This is a genomic window from Bacillus cereus group sp. MG16, assembly GCF_040459875.1.
In the GTDB taxonomy this organism is placed as follows: Bacteria; Bacillota; Bacilli; order Bacillales; family Bacillaceae_G; genus Bacillus_A; species Bacillus_A paranthracis.
On record NZ_JARVHE010000001.1, the window covers coordinates 4,533,367 to 4,555,219 of the forward strand.

Below are 21,853 nucleotides of genomic sequence, written 5' to 3' on the forward strand. Positions count from 1 at the left end.
GTATTATATTCAGCAAAGTACAATAGTTGCAGTTAAACTGGAAGTAGAAATAAGCTACCGTCTATAATACGGTAGCTATTATGGAACATTATATTTCCGTTTATATATATTACTTAAATTCGAAATAGGAATCTGTTCATAACGAACTTTTCCTCCCATTTCATCGACGATATACAAATTGTTTCCTATATAATATATTCCATCTTTTCGTTTTGAGTACACTGCATATCTTTCATTTGGCAGTACCGTCTTCACTTTCGTTAACTGCCCATTTGGTTCTTGCCAATATATATCGGCGCGATCTACTAACGTAAGCATACCAATTTGCTCTTCTTCTACTTTACGACCATTCCAGCTCACAACACGATAACCAAGTTTATTCGCTTCATATTCCGGGCTCGTATGAAACCGAGAAATGATTACTTTCGTCTGTAATTGAACTCGGTCATATAACCACTGTATATCCCTGTCATGCATGCGAATACAGCCATTTGATTCTCTACTTCCAATCGTCCATTCCCGATTTGTCCCATGAATCGCATATTCATTTTTATCTAGTCCAAGCCATCTCGTACCAAGAGGATTATTCGGTGCACCACCAGCTATTTTTTTTCGATGATATTCTTTATTTTTAAATTTAGTTATAATACAAAAATTACCTTCAGGCGTAGGTGTACGATCTCTTCCAGTTGTTACGGGGAATGTTTTTGTATAATTTTCATTTTCAAAAAAAGATAATTGGTTTGTCGTAAGGTTCACTAATATTAGATGATCTGTATTAGCAAAGGCACTAACCGGTAGGATGAAAAATAATAGTATGACAAAACATAATTTTTTCATCTATATCCCTCCCCTAGCGCCACTATAATAAGTGGAATTAACTTTACTTTGCTCTTATAAATGAAAACTATCCATTTACAATAACGCCCCCATTTACCTGTATCATTTGCCCGGTAACATAGGATGAATCATCAGACGCTAAATATACGTATGCTGGTGCTAATTCATATGGTTGGCCCGGTCTTTGCATCGGAACATTGCTTCCAAACTGTGATACTTTTTTCTCATCAAAGCTCGATGGAATAAGTGGTGTCCAAATCGGTCCTGGCGCAACACCATTTACACGAATCCCTTTTTGCACTAATGACTGAGAAAGTGATCTTGTGAAAGCAACGATTGCCCCTTTCGTTGCGGAATAATCAATTAACGTTTCATTTCCTTCGTATGCAACGATAGACGCTGTATTTATAATGACATCCCCTTGCTTTAAATGAGAAAGTGCGGCTTTCGCAACGTGAAAATAAGAAAAAATATTAATACGAAAAGTCTTTTCTAGCTGTTCTGCTGTAATATACTCTAGTCCTTGCTGCGGATATTGCTGCGCAACATTATTTACTAAAACCTGTAAACTTCCTAGCTGCTGAACGGTCTCTTGAACAACATCTTTACAATGCTGTTCATCACTTAAATCACCCGGCAACAATATACACTTTACACCCTCTTTCTCGACATATCGCTTCGTCTCATTAGCATCTTCTTCCTCATCTAAATACGCAATCGCAATATTTGCTCCCTCTTTCGCAAAAGCGATAGAAACAGCTCGTCCAATCCCACTATCTCCCCCTGTAATTAATACATTCTTTCCTTTTAACTTTTCGCTACCTTTATAATTTGGATCTTCAAACTGCGGAAGTGGATTCATTAATGATTCAATACCAGGCTGTTTATTTTGATGTTGCGCTGGCATTGTTACAAAGTTTTTCTGCTGTGGCATAGCTTCTTTCAACTCCTTTTCCTTATAATGTGCATAATAAAAACTGAAATTCGCACATCATATTACGATTAATATTCGAATTTAAGACACAAAATATGAATTGTTGTAAACTTTTTATGCAAAACTATTGCAAAATAGATAAAAAACGAATATTATATATAACTGTTGTGAAAATTATTCGTAAACAGAAAGGATGTTTATATGTTTAACCTTTCAAAACATAAAACTTCTATTAAAACTGAAATTATGGCAGGTATTATTACCTTCTTAACAATGGCATATATCATTGTCGTAAACCCAGTTATCCTTGGGGATGCAGGTGTTCCATTTGAACAAGCATTTACAGCAACAATTATCGCTGCTGTTGTCGGAACATTATTTATGGCGATCTTTACAAACTTACCAATCGCAATTGCACCAGGTATGGGATTAAATGCTTACTTCTCTTACTCTGTTGTAAAAGCTCATGAAGGCATGACTTTCGCAATTGCATTCTCTGCTGTATTCGTAGCAGGTATGATTTTAATTTTGTTATCATTCACATCTTTCCGTACAAAATTAATGGAAGCAATTCCTAAAAACTTAAAACATGCAATTACTGCTGGTATCGGTCTTTTCATCGCCTTTATCGGTTTACGTTTAACAGGTATCGTTACAAAAAATGAAGCAAACTTAGTTGGACTTGGTGATCTTCACTCTGCTCCAGTGCTACTCGCATTAGCTGGACTTGGAATTACGATTGTTCTTATGTCTTTAAATGTAAATGGCGCACTATTTATCGGTATGTTATTAACTGGTATTATCGCTTTCTTCACAGGACAATTAACATTCTCAAACGGCGTTACATCAATGCCTGGATTACCAGAAGGAATTATCGTTTCCAATCCAATTACTGCTGTATCTGACGTAATTAACTACGGATTATACGGCGTTGTATTCTCATTTTTCCTTGTTACACTATTCGATACAACAGGTACATTACTTGGCGTTGCTCAACAAGGTGGATTTATGAAAGACGGAAAGCTTCCAAAAGCTGGACGAGCTCTTCTATCTGACTCATTCTCAGCAACAATCGGTTCTATGTTCGGAACAACACCATCAACAGCTTACATTGAATCTTCTGCTGGTGTTGCAGCTGGTGGTCGTACTGGTTTAACAACTGTTACAGTAGCTGTTCTATTCGCTCTAGCAGCATTCTTCGGACCATTAGTAAGTGCCGTTTCTGGTGTATCAGCTATTACTGCACCATCACTAATTATCGTTGGTAGTCTTATGATGGGTTCAGTTCGCCATATCGATTGGGACGCATTTGATGAAGCATTCCCAGCATTCTTAGTAATCTTAAGCATGCCACTTACATCAAGTATCGCAACAGGTATTGCACTTGGATTTATTTCATATCCACTTATGAAAGTGGCAAAAGGTAAATTCCGTGCTGTTCACCCACTTGTATATGTATTTGGAATTTTGTTTGCTTATCAATTGATATTCTTACCACATTAAAAAAGTAGAGCATCGGATTTCGATGCTCTACTTTTCTTTTATAACAATCATTCAAACTATAACGGTCCATCCAAAATATGAAGGAGCTTATAATCTTTTAATATTTCTCTTCTACCTGTAATTCTTTACTATACTTTTGAATGAAAACTGACGAAACAACCATTACCATTCCTACACTAAATCCAATAAGCTGATCCAGTAGCATTTCATCATGAATGAACCAGCGCAGTAAAAATACCCCACCAAAAATAAGCATCATAATAAATCCAGTATGTCTAAGCCCTTTATATACATTTTCCATATGTATCACCTCTCCACACACTTTTATCCATATTATACCATAATCTGAAAACGTGTATAACTAACATTCAGCATTGAAACCAATAATAAAAAGGCTGCAGAGAATTTCTTCTCCACAGCCTAATACTTATTTTTGCAAGAACGCTTTTAAATCTGCAAACTGTCTCTTGGCATCTTCATAGCCTTGCTCATATAGATTTTGTAGTTTTGCTGTATCTTTTTCCATACGATCTACTTGAAGCGGTACTTCTGGACGAATAACAAATAAATTACCCGCTTGTTCTTCTTTTTCAATATAGTGAAGTGTTTCATTATACACTTCATAGCGATTTAGCATCGTGTTAACAAGATTCGGATATTTTTTATAAGCTTTCGCAGCAATCCATCCAAATCTTGATTTTTTCTTTGCGTAACCGTGATTTCTTGTTAAAATTACGACTGATTTTTTAAATCCATCTTCCTGTGCTTTACGAACTGGAATTGGATCTGAAATCCCGCCATCTAATAATTGCTTACCACGATAATTTACTACTGGTGCAATGAAAGGTAATGAACTAGAAGCTTGTAATAAATTTAATGCATCGTCATTCGTTCCCTCTTTTTCAAAATAAACAGACTGTCCTGTTTCACAATCCGTCGTTCCTACAAGGAAACGCTCTGGGCTATTAAAGTATGTTTCAAAATCAAACGGCACATGCTTTTCTGGGATTTCATGAAAAATAAAATCCATATCAAATAGCTGACGTTTTCTCCATAAGTTTTTATACGATAAATATTTCGGATGTGATGCATAATCAATATTTACTGTTTTATTTCTATTTCTTTGTCTGGAAAGATACGACGCTGCATGACAAGCACCAGCTGATACACCGATTACATATGGAAAATATAAATCTTGTTCCATAAAGTATTCTAATATCCCGCCCGTATATACACCACGCATACCGCCGCCTTCTAATACTAACCCTGTATTTTCAAGCATGTTACTCTCTCCTCTATATATATTGACTCTTTAATTATTCACCATGTTAAGTATCTTTTTCTATTATATATGAGTTCTTTCAGAAATTATATTTAAAAGACTTGAGAAAACGGAATTTTTTCTTCCAATTATATTTCCAAATGATCGGAGACATCCTTTATAAACCTTTGAATAAAATCTTGTTCTTCTTTCGTATATCTATCTAAGAGTAACAGCCACTTTTCTTCAGCTTGTTTATGCAATTTATCATGAGCTTTATATATTTCATTTCCGCTTTCCGTTAAGCGAAAGAAAATTTCTTTTTGATTGTCTAACATTTGCATCTTCTCAACGAATTTCTTTTGGAACAACTTTGTACAAACTTTAGAGATTGCACCCTTCGTCATTCCCATTTCTATCGTAATTGCCGTTACATTCATCAGACCATTTTTCCCGATACACTCGATTACATGTAACTCAGATAAAGACATACCACTTACACCTGTCTCACGAAGAAACTTCTCATTTTGTCCTTTCAAATGTTCTTCTCTTTTATGCAAAAGTGTACGAATGTCCGAAAGTATTTCCATTTGTTTCGTTGCATAATCCAATCTGTTTACCCCCTAAGTTTCCAAAGAAACAATTTAACTATATACCATTTTAAAATCATTTTTTCATATTTACAAGTGAGAAAATCATGTTAAAATAAATTTAGTTTCCAAGGAAACAAAAAGTACAAGGAGGTTAACAAGATGAAAAAATCTAAACTAACTTTCATTTTATATGTTGTCTGTATGAGTGCCCTACTCGGTTCCTTCGCTCAAAATATTTACACACCTATCTTGCCCATGATTCAAGGTTCTTTTCATACTTCTCTTTATCTTGTAAATGTAACAGTTTCACTTTTCACATTCATTCTTGCAATTATGCAGCTCGTATATGGGCCTTTAATTGACACAAAAGGGAGAAAATCTGTCCTTATCCCTAGTTTAATCATCAGTACAATTGGTTCAATTGGATGTGCTTTTTCGGGGAACATTTATTTATTTCTCTTTTTTAGGGCTGTTCAAGCTATAGGAATAGCAGCTATCCCTGTAGTTGCAGCAACAATTATTGGCGATTTATTTAAAGGAAAAGACCGAGGAGAAGCAATGAGCCTGTATCAAATGTTACTTGCTCTCGCACCTGCGATTGGTCCTCTCATTGGTGGTTATCTCGGCAGTATAAATGGCCACTTATCCGTATTTCTATTTTTATTTATACTTGGCATTCTCTTATTAATGATAAACATTTCACTACTTCCAGAAACAAAACCTACTGTAATGAAACAACCGCAAGCAAAAAAGAATTACTGGTTTATCTTAAAAAATAAAACTGGATTTTCTATTACTCTTATTGGCTTCATTCAATTTTGTATTTACTTTTGCTTTCTCGTTTTTTTACCGAGTATTTTAACAAATTCATTTCATTTAACTGTAAATGAAATTGGTCTTATGTTTGTACCAATGTCTCTTTCTATCATGCTAGGAAGTTTTTGCTACAAGTTTTTGCAAAAATGCCTCACAACAAAGCAAACTTTATTTATTACGAGTTTCTTCAATATTATATGTGTCGTTTCATTCTCTTTCACATATAGCATTAATATCCCATTCATCATTATCGTTACATCTTTGTACGGTTTTAGTATGGGACTTTCTATGCCAACTCACACTACTTTGTTAACGGAAGAATTCGTACAAGAACGCGCAACTGCTATCGGTATGTACAACTTCATCCGCTATCTCGGTATGGGCACAGGGCCACTTATAGGTGGATTTCTTTTATTTAATCAAAATTACTTTTGGATTTTCTTCATAGGTGCAATTATGTTTTTACTTGTAATCTTATATGCAATGAAAATGCTACGCTTCCCTGCCACACAAAAAGCAAAATAGAGCCCCCGAAAGGTCGGCTCTATTTTAAACTCGTTGATCCGCAACAATATGAATATCAATATGCTTCGTCTGTCTCATAATTTCATTCACAATCGAACCTTTTCGAATTTCTTCCCATCGCGTTCTCGCTGATTGCCCAAGTAAAATTTGCGTTACTTGTAATCTTTTTGCAACTTCAATAATAACATCCGCAGGCTTTCTCCCTTTTGCTTCTTCTAATACAAAACTTGCATCAAATTGATTCGTGAGCGCCTTCCACTCTTCAATTGTTTGTTTTTTACTAGCTGAAAGAGAGTCTATATTTTCTCTTTCAACATTGAATACATACAATTCAGCGTTTAAGCGATCAGCCATGCGCCAGCCCCGTCTTATTAATTTCTCTGCCGTTGAACTGTACTGTACACAAACGAGAATTTTTTCTTTCACTCCGATTGGTTCTATCACTGTTTGACTAATCTTTTCGTCCATATCGTCAGCGACTTCCCGAAGTGATAATTCTCTTAGTGCTCCTAAATTATTAAGCGTAAAGAAATTTTGTAAGCTTTGCTGTATTTTTTCTTCCTTATATATCTTTCCATCTATTAGTCTTTTCCTTAACACTTCCGGCGTTGCATCAACAAGCTGAATTTCATTTGCTTTTTGTAAAATAAAATCTGGAATGCGTTCTCTTACTTTTACATTCGTAATTTGAGCTACAATATCATGAACGCTTTCTAAATGTTGAATATTAAACGCTGATAATACGGATATACCAGCCTCTAGTAATTCTTGTACATCCATATAACGCTTCTTATTTTTAGAGCTGGGAATATTACTATGCGCAAGTTCATCCACAACAACGACTTGCGGTGCACGTTTTATAATTCCTTCCACGTCGAGTTCATAAAACACTTTCCCTTTATAATCTATTTCTTTTAAAGGAACTTTTTCTAAATCAGCAATTGCGTCTTCCGTCTCTTTTCTCCCGTGCGTTTCAATTAAACCAATTACAATATCCGTACCGTCCTTTTTCATCTCTCTTGCATCAAGTAGCATTTTATAACTTTTTCCTACACCTGGAGCTGCTCCTACATATAGCTTTAACTTTCCGCGATTTTGCTGACGAATATATTCTAAATATTCCTCTGGCGTCCGCCTTTGAAACTTCGGTTCATAATCATCTGCATACAAAATAAACACTACCTTTCATTCGAAACAACGCTACCTCAATCCGTTAGATTGAGGTAGCACTGTTTCTGTTTCATTAATTTCTGTAATGCTACATTTAGCTTTAAGACGTTCACTCGATCTTCTCCAAATAAACCAAGTGCAGCACCTTCTGTTTGATCTTTAATCAATTGATTAAGTTTATCTTTCGGAATATTCGTTAATTTCGAGATACGATCCACCTGCACCGAAGCTGCTTGCGGACTAATATCCGGATCTAGCCCTGAACCTGAATTTGTCACTAAATCTATCGGTACCTCTGTAACTGGAACAGTTGGATTTTGTTTCTTCCACTCTTCAATACTTTTCTCCACTCGTTTCTCTAAATCTGGATTAGATGGTGCATAGTTATTTGAACCAGATGCTTCGGCCTTATATTCAATACTAGAAACACGCCCTTGAAAATAACGTGGATCCGTGAAATTTTGCCCGATTAATTTAGAACCAATCACTTCATTTTTATCATTATATATTAGACTTCCATCCGCATTATCCTTCATTACTGCTTGCGCAATACCTGTAACAATAAGTGGATATACAAGGCCGCACAATACTAAAAATGTAAAAGTAATACGGATGATTGGTGATAGTATACTTTGTTTCTTCTCCATCTTTTTCCCCTCTTCCTTATATAAACAAGCCGACAATCATATCAATTACTTTAATTCCAATGAACGGTACAATCACTCCGCCAAGCCCATAAATAAGTAGGTTTCGGCCAAGTAGTGCATTCGAACTCATCGGTTTATATGCGATACCTTTCATCGCCAATGGAATGAGTAATGGAATAATAACTGCATTAAATATTAATGCTGATAAAATCGCTGACAGTGGTGATGTTAATTTCATAATGTTCAATGCTTCCATTTGCGGAATCGCAAGTGTAAACATCGCTGGAATGATTGCAAAATATTTCGCTATATCATTTGCAATACTAAACGTCGTTAACGCACCGCGTGTCATTAACAATTGCTTACCGATTCCTACTACTTCAATAATCTTCGTTGGATTCGAATCTAAATCAATCATATTCGCTGCTTCTTTCGCAGCTGTTGTACCACTATTCATCGCTAATCCAACGTCAGCCTGCGCTAATGCCGGCGCATCATTTGTACCATCACCTGTCATCGCTACGAGTTTTCCTTTGTCTTGCTCTGCTTTAATAACTGCAATTTTATCTTCTGGTTTACACTCGGCAACGAATTCATCTACTCCTGCTTCTTTTGCAATGGTTGCTGCTGTTAATGGGTTATCCCCTGTACACATAACCGTTTTAATCCCCATTTGACGCAACTGTTCAAAACGTTCACGCATACCAGGTTTTACTGTATCTTTTAAATAGATTAAACCGTAAATACGATTATTCACTGCAACTACAAGTGGTGTTCCGCCCTCTTTTGAAATGAAATCCGCTTTTTGATTTACATCTTTCGGAATTGTTCCACCTTGTGACTGAACCCATTCAATCACGCTACCGACAGCACCTTTTCTCACTTTCGTTCCGTCCTGTAAATCAACACCACTCATTCTCGTTTCTGCTTTAAATGGAACAAACTCACCTTGTTCTGCAAGTTCTCTATTATATGATATAGATTTCGCTTGCACATACTCGATAACAGATCGACCTTCTGGTGTTTCATCTAAAACTGAGCTAATCGCAGCCCACTTTCCAACTTGCTCAATCGTTTCATTTCCTACAGGTAATAATGTATGAGCCATTCTGTTCCCGAAAGTAATCGTACCCGTTTTATCTAAAATAATTGTATTAATATCGCCAGCAGCTTCTACTGCTTTACCCGACATTGCTAACACATTAAACTTTGTCACACGGTCCATCCCGGCAATACCAATCGCTGATAATAATCCCCCAATTGTCGTTGGAATTAAACAAACTAACAATGCTACAAGTACAGCTGTATCAATTTGAAACCCTAAATAATTTGTGAAAATCGGCAGCGTCACAACAACGATTAAGAAAATAAGCGTTAAACTCGTTAATACTGTATTTAAAGCAATTTCATTCGGTGTTTTTTGACGAGCAGCTCCTTCTACTAACGAAATCATTTTATCAATAAATGATTCACCAGGATTACTCGTAATGACAATCGTAATCTCATCACTTACGACCATCGTACCGCCTGTTACGGAACAAAAATCACCGCCAGCTTCTTTTATTACAGGAGCTGATTCCCCTGTAATCGCAGATTCATCAACAGACGCTAATCCTTTAATAACTTCACCATCACTTGGAATCATCTCTCCTTGTTTTATAATAACAACGTCACCTTTTCTCAGATCTGTTGCCGAAACTTGAACAATGTCTCCATTTTCTTTTACAACATTTGCAAACACATCTTTCTTCGACTGTTTTAAAGAATCAGCTTGCGCTTTCCCACGACCTTCCGCTAATGCTTCTGCAAAGTTAGCAAATAAAACTGTAAATAATAGAATGAGAGAAACTGTTATATTGAACCATCCTGGTATACTACTAGAACGACTTGGAAGGAACGATAAAATGAATGTAATGATAAATCCAATCTCCACAACGAACATAATCGGATTCTTTATCATTACTTTTGGATTCAATTTCGCAAAGGACTGTTTCATCGCATGTGTCACGATATCACGATCCATCGTTTTCGCTTGTCTAACCTCATCTTCTACAACATGTATTTGTGACTCATTTACTCTTTTTTCTTTTACTACTACCGGTCTCATCATTTACCCTCCATTACTTCAATGTAAGAAATTCTGCAATTGGACCGAGTACTAACATCGGGAAGAATGTTAATGCACCGACAATTACAATTGTTCCGATGAAAATGCCGCCAAATAAACTATTATCCGTACGGAACGTTCCGACTGTTTCTGGTACAACCGTCTTTTCTTTCAAAGAAGCTGCCACAGCTAGCATCGTAATTAAACTGAAATAGCGTCCTAAAAACATAACTAAACCAGTTGTAATATTCCAAAACGGTGTATTATCCGCTAACCCTTCAAATCCAGATCCGTTATTCGCAGCTGACGATGTATATTCATATACCACTTGCGTTAAACCGTGAAAACCGGAATGAGAAATAGCATCCGTTCCTAAACTTGTGGAAAGAGCTAATGCTGAAAATCCTAAAATAAGCAGTGGATGAAATAGTATCGTTACCGCAATTAATTTCATTTCCTTACCTTCAATTTTCTTACCTAAAAACTCCGGTGTCCGTCCAACCATCAATCCAGATATAAAGACTGCGATAATCGCATACATAATAATGTTCACAAAGCCTGCTCCAACGCCGCCGTATACTGTATTTAACATCATATTTACGAGTGGAACTAACCCGCCAATTGGTGTTAACGTATCATGCATCGTATTCACCGCTCCGGTTTCAGCAGCTGTCGTTACTGTTGCGTATAGTGAAGAAAATACTGTTCCGAACCTTACTTCTTTTCCTTCTGTACTTCCTTGTACATGTTCAATACCCATTCCATTTAATGCCGGATTCCCGTTTAGTTCAGATGTCGTAATCGTTATAAACCCTAGTAAAAACACCATGAATAGTGAAACGAAAAGGATGCGACCTTGTTTTTTATTTCCTACCATTCTTCCGTACGTAAATGGAAGTGCTGTTGGCAATAACATCATAAGCATCATTTGCAAAATATTACTCATTTGCCCTGGATTTTCAAAAGGATGTGTAGAGTTTGCTCCGAAAAATCCACCGCCGTTATTTCCAAGTTCTTTAATTGAAACGAATGATGCAACTGGCCCGCGTAAAATACTTTGCTTCGCGCCATCAATCGTTTGTGCTGTAACTGCACCGTCTAACGTTTGTGGTACGCCAAATGCAACAAAGAGTAACGCCGTAATAAAAGCGATAGGAAGAAATACTCTCGTTAAAGCTCTCGTAAAATCAACGAAAAAGTTACCGAGTTCTTTTCCAGCAAGCCCTCTTATAAATGCCATAACGAGTGCTAAAGTCGTTGCCGGTGCTGCAAACATTAAAAATGTAATTCCGATTAATTGTGATAAATAAGACAAACCATTTTCACCGCTATAATGCTGTAAGTTCGTATCAGCCATAAAACTAATTGCTGTATTAAAAGCGAGCGTAGGCTCCATTCCTTCAATATGTGCTGGGTTTAATGGCAATACTCCTTGTAGTCTAAAAATGAAATATACGACAACAATCATAAATCCATTTAATAAAATTAATGATAGTGCGTACTGTTTCCACGTTTGATTGTATTCTTTTACACCTGTAATTTTAAAAATAAGTTTTTCAAAAGGCCTGAATACTTTATCTAGCTTTTTACTACCTTGAAAGGCTTTCTCTAAATAAATTCCCGTTGGCTTTGCCACAAGAATAAACAATAGCATTGTAATAACGACTGCAACCCAGATCATAATGAATGACTCCCCCTAATTAAAACTTTTCCGGATTTAATAATGCATAGACTAAGTACACCGTAATTGCTGCAACAATAACTGATAAAACAATCATCATGATTGCTTCCCTTCTTTCACAACTTTATCTGACCAACTTGCAAGACTTATCATCGATGCAACTAACACAACAAAAATCCCGATCATTACAACATCTAACATGGCTATTCCTCATTTCTAATTGTTAAAATTTACCATTAAAATATTAAAAAAGAACACTGAGCTCTACTCAGTGTTCAAAAAATGAACAACAAAAAGTAAACCTCCTCTCTAAACGCTTACGAGGTTAGCTGTCGGATTCGGGCCTAAAGAGTAGCCCTACTTTCAAAACTGAAAGATTCACCCCAAGTGACGATGCACAAAATTGGTTCCCCCGCTCCATTTCTGGAACTCAGCGATTTTAGGTTTTTTTGGAAATTTTATGAATGATTTATGAGAGTAAATATACTCCTCTATATTTCACTTGTAAAGAGCTAAATTACTGAAAATAAGAAAATATCTATCTATTTAAACGCTTACATTAAGCATTATTAATATTATTCCATCTATTTTCTCGTCTTTTCTTACTTTTTCATAGAAATGATCTTTTAAATACGAAATAAAAAGAGCGAATGACATGAAGTGCATCGCTTATTGCACTTAGCATTCGCTCTTTTTTATTCACTATTTATTCCCCTCGTAAAAAAGCACGTAAATTTCTCCCACGAATATAAACTTGTGACAATTCTGCATGTAGTTGCTCATATTCGATCACATCTGTTTTTAAATATAAAGCGTCTTTCGATGGCAATATGATATAAGGCCTTGGAAAAATGGGATCGAGCACCACCAATTCTTGAACTCGCTCTACCGATACCGCCCAACGATTCGCTATATCTCCTAGTAACAACACTTTCATCTTCTTCTCCCCCGCCCTATTCAAAAAATAAAAAAGTAATATTATCACAATTCGTAAACACGACAAATGTAGCTCCAATTGTTTCATAGAGCCTCGCTGGATATCGTTTATTCCTTGTAACAACAGTAATAGGTGCCTGAAAAGAAAAGCGAATGTGTTCTGTGAAAAAACTAACGATTGGAAGCTCATCCCCTAGTAAAATTACCTTCTTAATACACTCACAAATACTAGTAAAATCCTGCTCCTTACTACAACTATACGTCCAATCAAATCCACAATCCCTAACTTCAGCTGCTATCTCTTCATTTGCTGTAAAAATAATTAACTCATGTTGAAATGCTACTAAATTTCTTAAACTATTTACCTTGCTTTCTTCTCCAACACAAATAAGTGTTAGTTCCATGTACCTCATCCTCCTTAGCATAAAAGAACTCAAACATAGATTGATATTCCCCTATACTAATCAGATCGATGAAGTGATGTATCCATCATGGCACCGTCCTCTCTCAAGACGCTTACGAAGTTAGCTGTCGGATTCGGACTTTGAGAGTAGCCCTACTTTCAAAATTGAAAGATTCACCCCTAGTGACACTGCACAAATTGGTTCCTCCGCTCCATATAATTGGACTCAGCGTATTACAAAAAATATATTCTGGCTGATATATTACTCTTGTATCTAGAAAAAGTAAACAGAAAAAAAGCCAGTTATACAACTGACTTTTGTCTACTTATACATGTGCTTTATTCAATTTATATGCAAAATGATTCGTCGGTCCATGACCACTTCCAATATGTAGCGGCTCTTCAATTGCTATACTAATAAATTGTTTTGCTTCTTGAACTGCCTCTTCAATTGAGTATCCTTTCGCAAGTCCAGCTGTAACCGCTGAAGCAAATGTACACCCGCTTCCATGCGTTTGCTTTGAAGGAATTCGTTCACTTCTAAATTCAATAAACTTTTCTCCATCAAAAAGTAAATCAATTACTTCATTACCTTGATATTCTGCATGTCCGCCCTTCATAAGTACATATTTCGCCCCTAATTCATGCAATACTTTTGCAGCTTCTTTACTATCTTCAATGTTATGAATTTCTAGCCCCGTTAACACTTCTGCCTCAGGAACATTCGGCGTTACAACTGTTGCTACTGGCAATAAATATTCTTTTAACGCTTGTACTGCTTCTTGTTGTAATAATGATGCACCGCCCTTAGCAATCATAACAGGATCTAGTACAATATTATTCCAGCCAAATTTATTAATATGTTCTGCTACAATTTGAATAATTTCGTTGCTAAATAACATTCCTAATTTCACAGCATCTGGTGTTAAATCCGTACCAATTGAATTCAACTGTTCCGTAATACCTTCTAATGGAACTGGATATACCCCTTGAACGCCAAGCGTATTTTGAGCAGTAATTGCCGTAATTGCCGTCATTCCGTACACACCAAGCTCTTGGAATGTTTTTAAATCTGCTTGGATTCCAGCACCGCCTCCGCTATCAGAACCTGCAATTGTTAAAGCTTTATTTACTTTCATCCCACTCATCCTTTTCTATCCAAAATAGCGATGATAAATTGTTTTTGCTTCGCTTATATCTTTCGTTCCATGTACAAGTACACGACCATCTTTAAAAGCAACTAATCTCTTTTCTTCCACAGAAAATGATAATAAATATGGATTTACGTTTAAATCATTCACACGATCATTCAGCAGCCCTTTGTATCGTTCAAAATCCATTTCCTCTTTATGAGGTGGTCTAATTTGAACTGTATTTCTCCCGCATAAAACTGCTGTTTTCGATGTGTTTTCTTTATTTAAATAAGGATATAATGCCTTCTCTCCGCACGAAGGACAATTGTGTTTACGAAGCTTTTGCACATTCATACATGAATATTCATTTTTCCATACATCAAACGACACAAGTCCCTCTCGAAGTGATTCGTAATCTTCCACTAATAGTTTAAGAGCTTCCGTTACTTGATGAGAAACGACGAGAGATACAGCGGGCGATATAATGCCAGCTGTATCACATGTCGCACCGCCAAGCGGAATCGATTGTAATAAACATGATAAACATGGCGTTTTACTAGGAAGAATTGTGTAAGAAAGACCGTAACTCCCTACACATGCTCCGTAAATCCATGGAATAGCATATTTTTGTGCTATATCATTCACAATAAAACGCGTTTCGAAATTATCAGTTGCATCAATCATTACATCAACATCTGTAACAAGCTCTTCTAATTCCTCAGCTGTCACATCTTGAACGAGCGCTTCTACTCTTACTTCACTATTAATCTCTTCTAGACGCTTCTTCGCTGCTACAGCTTTCGGAAGATTATTTTCCACATCACTCTCTGCATACAATTGCTGCCTTTGTAAATTACTCCAATCGACATAATCCCGGTCAACAATCGTTACTGTGCCAACACCTGCTCTTACAAACATTTCTGCATTTGCACTACCTAGTGCGCCTGCGCCGATAATGAGCACATGCTTTTCTCTTATCTTTTGCTGGCCTTCTTCCCCAATCGGAGAAAATAATTCTTGGCGAGAATATCGATTATTCAACTACGCTCATTCCTTCTAAAGGACTACTCGCTGTTGCACAACGTTTACGTGCAATACGACCTGCTTCAAAGCCTAAACGGCCTGCCTCAATACTTAATTTCATTGCTTGTGCCATTTTAATAGGATCTTTTGCTCCTGATACAGCTGTATTTAATAACACACCATCTGCTCCTAATTCCATCGCAAATGCCGCATCAGCCGGGCTACCGATACCAGCATCAACGATAACTGGTACTGTCGCTTGTTCAATAATGAAGCTCAAATTCAATGGATTTACAATACCAAGTCCTGATCCAATTGGAGATGCTCCTGGCATAATCGCATGCACGCCAAGTTCTTGTAATTTACGTGCTAATACAACATCATCAGATGTGTACGGAAGTACGATAAATCCTTCTTCTAGTAACATTTCAGATGCCTTTAACGTCTCTACCGGATCAGGTAATAACGTTCTATCATCACCAATAACTTCTACCTTTATCATGTCGCAAAGCCCTGAAGCTTTTGCTAATTTTGCAATACGAACAGCTTCTTCAGCATTTTTTGCTCCGGCTGTATTCGGTAATAACGTATATTTTTTCACATCAAGTTTCTCTAATAAATTAGGCTGCTTTGCATCAAATATATCCATACGACGTACTGCGAACGTTAAAATTTCTGCCTCAGATACATCAATTGCCTTTTGCTGCACATCAAAATCAGGGAATTTGCCTGTTCCTAATAAAAGTCTAGAATGAAATGAAAATGGTCCAATGTTTAACATAATCAACCGCCTCCTACGAAAGTTACAATCTCAATTTGGTCTCCATCAAAAACAGATGTATCTGTATGATCATCTTTTTGTAAAATATCTTTATTACGCTCTACTACAACAATTCTGTTATCTAACTCTAAATGTGTAAGTAGCTCAGCTACTGTTTTCACACTCTCTGGCACTTCAATTTGATTACCATTAATTTTTAAATTCAAACTTCCATCCCCTTTCTAAACTGTTTTAGAAAGCAATAAATCTAGCAAGTGATTCTCCTGCTTTCCTTCTATTAAATCAGCCATATATTGACCAGAAACAGGACTTAATAAAATGCCGTTTCGATAATGGCCTGTGCAAGCATATAAACCTTTTATTTCTTCATGCTCTCCCATATAAGGAGCTTCATGATTCGACTGTGGTCTTAATCCTGCCCACGTACTTTCCCATTCCGCTTCTTTTAATGCTGGCAATATTGTATACGCGCGCTCTAATATAGAAGTAATACTCTCTGGTTGCACAGTTTTATTGAATGTACGGGGCTTCATCGTTGCTCCAATTACGTAACGTCCGCCGCGCTTTGGTGCAATGTAAAATCTTTCTTGGAAAATAGGCGCCTTTAAAAGTGGTTTTCTACTTCTTACCGCTACTACTTCTCCTTTAACTGGATATGTACCCCATTCGCGGTGAAAATAACCTAGTAACTTCGTGCTCCATGAGCCACCCGCAATAACAACTTTCTCGCAAGTGATCATGCCTTCACTCGTCACAATTCCAGTCACTTTATTATTTTCAATACGGATATCAAACACTTCTGTCTGTTCATATATATCAGCGCCCGAAAATGATGCGGAATGTGCGAATGCTTTCGTAAGCTCTGGTGCAATAACATGACCATCTTTCGGATAATATACAGCCCCTATAATTGACTCAGATAAATACGGCTCTTTCTCTCGCAAACGATCTCCCGCTAGAAAGTAAGAATCTTCACCGGTTTTCTGCTGCCAATCCATAATGTGAAGAATTCTTTCCTTCTCATCTTCATTTTGAGCAATGCGATAAATGCCTTTCTCTTCATACCCAATATCGATGCCTGTTTTTTCGCGTAAAACTTCTGCAAGTTGTGGAAATATAGCACGGCTTTCTCTAGCAAGTTCAAATAGCGGGTCATATTCATCCCATTCTGCCTGCACCCCAAGTAAACCAGCGGCTGCTTTCGAGGCTTCAGATGCAATCTGTTGCTTCTCTACAATCGCTACTTTATGGCCTCTTTCTGCTAGAAAATGTGCAACTGAACTACCAATTACACCACCGCCAATTATCGCTACATCATACTTCTTACACATGTTTTTCCGCCCACTTTCTTATTGATTCCTTATAAGATTTCGCTTTGCTATACGGATTACTACTACTTATAATCCCAGACATAACAGCAATACCACTGACGCCGTTAGTAAGAACATCTCCAGTGTTTTCCGGAGTGATTCCTCCAATTGCTGTAATCGGTATGGATAAACACTTTGCAATGTCTGAAATTTCTTCAAGCCCTCTCGCTGGCACACCTTTTTTACTATCTGTCGGAAATACATGACCATAGACGAGTGAATCCGCGCCATTCTTAAATGCATCAATCGCCTCTTCTAAAGAATGCACAGAATAACCGACATGCAAATAAGAAAACTTTTCTTTCACTGACCTTACATCTGCGCTTCGATATCCTAGCTGCACTCGCGGAATATTTAATAAAATAGCAATATCAATTCGATCATTTATCACTATTTTCGATGCTGGAAAGCCCTTCTTCAAAAGACTTTCCACACCTTCATACAATTCCTTCGTACTTTTCTCACGCTCACGAATATGCAAATAATCAATTTCACTTTCAATTTGCATCGCTACATTCACTAACTCTTCGAATGACATGTGACCATTTGAGATTACATGAAGCTCATTTTTCATATTCATTCGCCTACTTTAAAATGTTTTCGAATAACTCATCGGCCGGAACGATTTCTTTCGTCATTCCTTTATCTTTCAACCATTTATTTTGTTTCTCCCATGACTCTTTTGAATCTGATAAAAATGGCTCATCTTTCGTTTCCATCTTCTCTAATAAAATTTTCATACTTTCCTTTTCAACTTCTGGCACAAGTGGGAAGTTTTCTTTTTCTTGATGATTTAATAAAATATTCAATGCTTCATCTGGGTTTTTCTTCATGAAATCATAGCCTTTTTTCGTACCACGCAAGAAAGCTTGCAAAGCTTCTTTATCTTTTTTCAATGTCTTATCACCTGTTACAAATACGAGCTCATGATAATTCGGTACACCATAATCTGCTGGATTAAAGTATGCTGGTTCATGACCTTCATGACGCATAACAGGTACTTCGTGGTTAATATATGCTCCTGTTACCGCATCCACTTTTTTCGTAATTAATGCTGGTACTAAATCAAAACCAACATCGACTACTTTCACTGTATCTGGACTACCACCAGCTTCTTTTACCATCGTTTTTAAATACATCTCACTTAAAGGTGTTCCAGAATATCCAACTGTTTTACCCTCTAAATCTTTTGGCGATTGAATGCCTGCAGACTTCAGCGATACAACATGATTTAATGGTGAACGTACGACGGCTCCAATTGATTTCACTGGAATTTGTTCATTTGCTTTTGCCATGACAACATCTGGCTGATAATATAAGCCAACTGTTACTTTTCCTGCAGCTGCTAACGTTAATGGGTCAGTCGGATTAGAAGGGAATTTAATATTTACCTTTACTCCTTCTTCTTTAAAGTAACTTTTTTCAATTGCCGCATAAATAAAGCTATGTACCGCATTTGGGTACCAATCAAGCATGACCGTTATTTCTTTCTCATTTTTATTCTTATCTGATGCTGAATTACTCGAACATCCAGCAATCATTGCAACTAATAATGTAAGCACAAAGATGCGTTTTAAAAATTTCATGAATGCTTCCTCCAACTAATGAATTTCTTTTCTAATACCGAAATAAGTACGACGAAGAAAATAGCTAATAATGATAACAATACAATGGGTGCAAATACACCTGCCCCGTCTAATTGCGTCATCATTCTCTTACTGAAATATCCTAGCCCCGCTTGTGCACCGAGCCATTCACCAATTGCCGCCCCAATTACACTAAGCGGTACTGCAATTTTTAAAGCTGAGAAAAAATAAGGAAGAGCAGACGGCAATTTTAATTTAAGAAAAACATCTTTTTTCGTTGCCCCGTACGTAACTAAAAGCTCTTCCCATTCTTTTTTCGTACTGCGTAGCCCGTCATACGTATTGACCGCAATTGGGAAAAACGTAATTAAAACTGTAACAACAACCTTACTCCAGATCGTATATCCAAACCATAAAACGAAAAGCGGAGCAAGCGCTGTAATAGGAATCGTTTGTGAGGCAACTAATAATGGATAAAATGCTCTCTCCATCCAATTACTCGCATTCATTAACATCGCTAGCCCTACCCCAAGTACGATAGAAATAGCCACCCCTATTAAAACGACATATAATGTTGCTGGCAAATGAACCGTAAATAATATGTCTTTTAGTTTCCATATCTTCATTACAATTGCAGACGGTGACGGTAAAATGTACATTTCATCTACAATTCTTGCGCCTACTTCCCAAAGAGCAAGTAAAATACTAGAAAGTGTAAGAGCAGGTAATAGCTCCTTCAACCGGTTCATCATACGAGTACCTGCCTTTGCAACATACTAAGAAGCTCATCTTTCAGCGCTAATACTTCCGGTTTATATAAATCTTTTCTTGTCCGATTATGATCAAGCGGTACAATCCTCTCGGTTAAAGTAGTTATCGGTTGCTGCTCTACCACTAAAATTCGATTAGAAAGAAACAATGCTTCTTCCACATCATGAGTGATAAATAAAATTGTTTTTTCCCACTCTTTCCATTGTTCAAACAACCATTCCTGTAAAGATGCCTTCGTTAAAGCATCCAACGCGCTAAACGGTTCATCTAACAGCAATATCTCCCCGCCTGTTAATAAAGTTCGAATGAAAGATACGCGTTGCCTCATACCACCAGATAAATCTTTCGGATATTTTGTCTCATACCCTTGTAAGCCAAATTTGTGTAACAGTTCCTTTGCCTTTATTTGTGCTTCTTTCTTCTGTACACCTTGGCACTCTAGCGGCAGGGCCGCATTCTCAATAATCGTTCTCCATGGCAGGAGCATATCTTTTTGGGGCATATACCCTACAGGATGGCTCTTTGTTTCTGTTAGTTCTATCTGTCCCGTACTCGCTTCTTCTAAACCTGTAATAAGGCGAAATAAAGTACTTTTCCCGCATCCACTCGGTCCGATAATGCTTACAAACTCTTTATCTTGTATAGAAGCATTTAATTCATTAATGATTGGCTTCTCATCATAATGAAAAGAAACATTATGAAACTGTAGTATGTTCTTGCTCCTCAAATCCCCACATCTCCTTACGGTAGGACATATCCCAGAATAAATATTCAAATCGACTGGAATATAGGAAAATCTCCTCTAATCGATCTAGCTCTTTTTCAGACTTTCCAACTGCCATTTCATTTAATAAATCGATTAACCAAACACAAAGGTTGCCATATTCTTCAGAGCTATAGCCTTGAATCCACTCACCAAAGAACTCATGATCTCTTGCTCCAGGAATATCATTTAAACGCTTTCCAATCTCCCAGTAGCTCCACATACATGGAAGAAGTGCTGCTATTAATTCCGCAAGTGTGCCATTTTGAGATACAGACATCATGTAATTTGTATAAGCTAAATTTTTAGCAGATGGCTTTGCAGACTCTATCTCCTCTATAGAAATTCCAAGTCTTTTTGCATACTGTTTATGAATTGTCATTTCTCCATTTAATATCCCATCAATTTGTTCAGCAAATTTCCCCATAACTTGTGGATTTGTTGCCTTTACAACACCGATCGCATATAACTTTGCATAATCTAACAAGTATAAATAATCTTGAATAATATAATACTGAAACTTATCCTTTTCTAACGTACCATCCCCCATACCTACAACAAATGGATGATTATGACTCATCTCCCAAACTGGTTGTACAGTTTCTAATAATCTATCGCAAAATTTCATTTCTCTATCCCCTTTCAATTTATATATCTAAATAAAAAACCACTTCTAAATAAGAAGTGGTTACAGCAAATAAAATTATAATTTATTCGTTGCTCCACTTCCCTTCGCTAGTATTATCTAGATCAGGTCTGTAAGGGTTAAGGATTATTCCTCTCTCAGCACAACAAGCACCCCTAGTGGTTTCAATATGAAATTTTCAAATAAAAAAGCCCCGTTTCTATACGCAAAGAAACGGGGACTCATTATTAGTGTCCGAATTGCTTCCCTACGCTAGCATAATCTAGATCAGGTAATAAAAAGGATCAAAGACTTAAGGTCTTACTCTCAGCTGGCAACACCAGCTCTCCTAGCAAACTATAAAATTATCACTGTCAGTATAACA

At 36.8% G+C, this 21,853-nt stretch carries 25 protein-coding genes and 4 riboswitches; of the genes, 2 read left to right on the forward strand and 23 right to left on the reverse strand.

Annotated features, from left to right (window positions below; genetic code table 11):
- Positions 1-78: 78 nt before the first annotated feature.
- Entirely contained in the window at positions 79-840 is a 762-nt protein-coding gene (locus QCI73_RS23635) for a L,D-transpeptidase (protein ID WP_353823873.1), read from the reverse strand.
- 67 nt (positions 841-907) lie between these two features.
- A complete protein-coding gene (locus QCI73_RS23640; protein WP_353823874.1) occupies positions 908-1,774 on the reverse strand; it encodes an SDR family oxidoreductase in 867 nt (288 codons plus the stop codon).
- Positions 1,775-1,975: 201 nt separating this feature from the next.
- On the opposite strand from QCI73_RS23640, the gene QCI73_RS23645 reads away from it, so the two are divergent.
- Positions 1,976-3,277, forward strand: coding sequence for an NCS2 family permease (locus tag QCI73_RS23645; RefSeq protein ID WP_353823875.1), 1,302 nt, complete (start codon positions 1,976-1,978; stop codon positions 3,275-3,277).
- Positions 3,278-3,374: 97 nt separating this feature from the next.
- On the opposite strand, the gene QCI73_RS23650 is transcribed toward QCI73_RS23645, so the two are convergent.
- The 3 genes from QCI73_RS23650 to QCI73_RS23660 form a co-directional block, all read right to left on the reverse strand.
- Entirely contained in the window at positions 3,375-3,578 is a 204-nt protein-coding gene (locus QCI73_RS23650; protein WP_000432811.1) for a hypothetical protein, read from the reverse strand.
- A gap of 126 nt (positions 3,579-3,704) precedes the next feature.
- Positions 3,705-4,559 carry a patatin-like phospholipase family protein gene (locus QCI73_RS23655; RefSeq protein ID WP_000892678.1) on the reverse strand — a complete coding sequence of 285 codons (855 nt, stop codon included), beginning with the start codon at positions 4,557-4,559 and terminating at the stop codon, positions 3,705-3,707.
- A gap of 128 nt (positions 4,560-4,687) precedes the next feature.
- Positions 4,688-5,149 (reverse strand): MarR family transcriptional regulator, encoded by a 462-nt coding sequence (locus QCI73_RS23660; protein WP_000384218.1) that lies wholly within the window; start codon positions 5,147-5,149, stop codon positions 4,688-4,690.
- Between the two features lie 141 nt (positions 5,150-5,290).
- Here QCI73_RS23660 and QCI73_RS23665 point away from each other — a divergent pair, with 141 nt between their 5' ends.
- The gene (locus QCI73_RS23665) at positions 5,291-6,472 is read left to right on the forward strand and encodes an MFS transporter (RefSeq protein ID WP_353823876.1); all 1,182 of its coding nucleotides are present in this window, start codon (positions 5,291-5,293) and stop codon (positions 6,470-6,472) included.
- A 24-nt stretch (positions 6,473-6,496) separates the two neighbouring features.
- Here QCI73_RS23665 and kdpDN read toward each other — a convergent pair whose 3' ends face one another.
- From kdpDN to tenA, 18 genes are all read right to left on the reverse strand, one after another.
- The gene (gene kdpDN / locus QCI73_RS23670; protein WP_353823877.1) at positions 6,497-7,651 is read right to left on the reverse strand and encodes a KdpD-like non-kinase potassium sensor; all 1,155 of its coding nucleotides are present in this window, start codon (positions 7,649-7,651) and stop codon (positions 6,497-6,499) included.
- 26 nt (positions 7,652-7,677) lie between these two features.
- The gene (kdpC, locus tag QCI73_RS23675; protein WP_353823878.1) at positions 7,678-8,289 is read right to left on the reverse strand and encodes a K(+)-transporting ATPase subunit C; all 612 of its coding nucleotides are present in this window, start codon (positions 8,287-8,289) and stop codon (positions 7,678-7,680) included.
- 16 nt (positions 8,290-8,305) lie between these two features.
- Complete coding sequence (gene kdpB / locus QCI73_RS23680) at positions 8,306-10,396, reverse strand: potassium-transporting ATPase subunit KdpB (RefSeq protein WP_353823879.1); 2,091 nt, start codon at positions 10,394-10,396, stop codon at positions 8,306-8,308.
- A gap of 13 nt (positions 10,397-10,409) precedes the next feature.
- A complete protein-coding gene (gene kdpA, locus QCI73_RS23685; protein WP_353823880.1) occupies positions 10,410-12,077 on the reverse strand; it encodes a potassium-transporting ATPase subunit KdpA in 1,668 nt (555 codons plus the stop codon).
- Between the two features lie 19 nt (positions 12,078-12,096).
- Entirely contained in the window at positions 12,097-12,177 is an 81-nt protein-coding gene (kdpF, locus tag QCI73_RS23690) for a K(+)-transporting ATPase subunit F (RefSeq protein ID WP_000973728.1), read from the reverse strand.
- On the reverse strand, positions 12,174-12,278 hold the full coding sequence (locus tag QCI73_RS23695; RefSeq protein ID WP_000887891.1) for a hypothetical protein: 105 nt from the start codon (positions 12,276-12,278) through the stop codon (positions 12,174-12,176). Before QCI73_RS23695 ends, kdpF begins: the two co-directional genes overlap by 4 nt.
- A 99-nt stretch (positions 12,279-12,377) precedes the next feature.
- Positions 12,378-12,523: riboswitch (cyclic di-AMP (ydaO/yuaA leader) on the reverse strand.
- A gap of 260 nt (positions 12,524-12,783) precedes the next feature.
- A complete protein-coding gene (locus QCI73_RS23700; protein ID WP_000866315.1) occupies positions 12,784-13,014 on the reverse strand; it encodes a hypothetical protein in 231 nt (76 codons plus the stop codon).
- 16 nt (positions 13,015-13,030) lie between these two features.
- Positions 13,031-13,417, reverse strand: a complete 387-nt coding sequence (locus QCI73_RS23705) for a hypothetical protein (protein ID WP_046198886.1) — start codon at positions 13,415-13,417, stop codon at positions 13,031-13,033.
- A gap of 93 nt (positions 13,418-13,510) precedes the next feature.
- A riboswitch (cyclic di-AMP (ydaO/yuaA leader) is annotated at positions 13,511-13,658 on the reverse strand.
- An 84-nt stretch (positions 13,659-13,742) separates the two neighbouring features.
- Positions 13,743-14,564 carry a bifunctional hydroxymethylpyrimidine kinase/phosphomethylpyrimidine kinase gene (thiD, locus tag QCI73_RS23710; RefSeq protein ID WP_353823881.1) on the reverse strand — a complete coding sequence of 274 codons (822 nt, stop codon included), beginning with the start codon at positions 14,562-14,564 and terminating at the stop codon, positions 13,743-13,745.
- A 6-nt stretch (positions 14,565-14,570) separates the two neighbouring features.
- Positions 14,571-15,590 carry a thiazole biosynthesis adenylyltransferase ThiF gene (gene thiF, locus QCI73_RS23715; protein WP_327924385.1) on the reverse strand — a complete coding sequence of 340 codons (1,020 nt, stop codon included), beginning with the start codon at positions 15,588-15,590 and terminating at the stop codon, positions 14,571-14,573.
- Positions 15,583-16,353 (reverse strand): thiazole synthase, encoded by a 771-nt coding sequence (gene thiG, locus QCI73_RS23720; RefSeq protein WP_000931981.1) that lies wholly within the window; start codon positions 16,351-16,353, stop codon positions 15,583-15,585. Before thiG ends, thiF begins: the two co-directional genes overlap by 8 nt.
- Before the next feature lie 2 nt (positions 16,354-16,355).
- Entirely contained in the window at positions 16,356-16,559 is a 204-nt protein-coding gene (gene thiS, locus QCI73_RS23725; protein WP_001049505.1) for a sulfur carrier protein ThiS, read from the reverse strand.
- 15 nt (positions 16,560-16,574) lie between these two features.
- Complete coding sequence (gene thiO, locus QCI73_RS23730) at positions 16,575-17,684, reverse strand: glycine oxidase ThiO (protein WP_327924386.1); 1,110 nt, start codon at positions 17,682-17,684, stop codon at positions 16,575-16,577.
- On the reverse strand, positions 17,677-18,297 hold the full coding sequence (tenI, locus tag QCI73_RS23735; RefSeq protein WP_353823882.1) for a thiazole tautomerase TenI: 621 nt from the start codon (positions 18,295-18,297) through the stop codon (positions 17,677-17,679). Before tenI ends, thiO begins: the two co-directional genes overlap by 8 nt.
- 10 nt (positions 18,298-18,307) lie before the next feature.
- Positions 18,308-19,309 (reverse strand): ABC transporter substrate-binding protein, encoded by a 1,002-nt coding sequence (locus QCI73_RS23740; RefSeq protein ID WP_353823883.1) that lies wholly within the window; start codon positions 19,307-19,309, stop codon positions 18,308-18,310.
- Positions 19,306-20,058 carry an ABC transporter permease gene (locus QCI73_RS23745; protein ID WP_044790963.1) on the reverse strand — a complete coding sequence of 251 codons (753 nt, stop codon included), beginning with the start codon at positions 20,056-20,058 and terminating at the stop codon, positions 19,306-19,308. The genes QCI73_RS23740 and QCI73_RS23745 overlap by 4 nt, the downstream gene beginning before the upstream one ends.
- Entirely contained in the window at positions 20,058-20,807 is a 750-nt protein-coding gene (locus QCI73_RS23750) for an ABC transporter ATP-binding protein (protein ID WP_001256806.1), read from the reverse strand. Before QCI73_RS23750 ends, QCI73_RS23745 begins: the two co-directional genes overlap by 1 nt.
- A complete protein-coding gene (gene tenA / locus QCI73_RS23755; protein ID WP_000666831.1) occupies positions 20,776-21,471 on the reverse strand; it encodes a thiaminase II in 696 nt (231 codons plus the stop codon). The genes QCI73_RS23750 and tenA overlap by 32 nt, the downstream gene beginning before the upstream one ends.
- An 82-nt stretch (positions 21,472-21,553) precedes the next feature.
- A riboswitch (TPP riboswitch) is annotated at positions 21,554-21,656 on the reverse strand.
- Positions 21,657-21,716: 60 nt separating this feature from the next.
- A riboswitch (TPP riboswitch) is annotated at positions 21,717-21,829 on the reverse strand.
- Between the last annotated feature and the right edge of the window lie 24 nt (positions 21,830-21,853).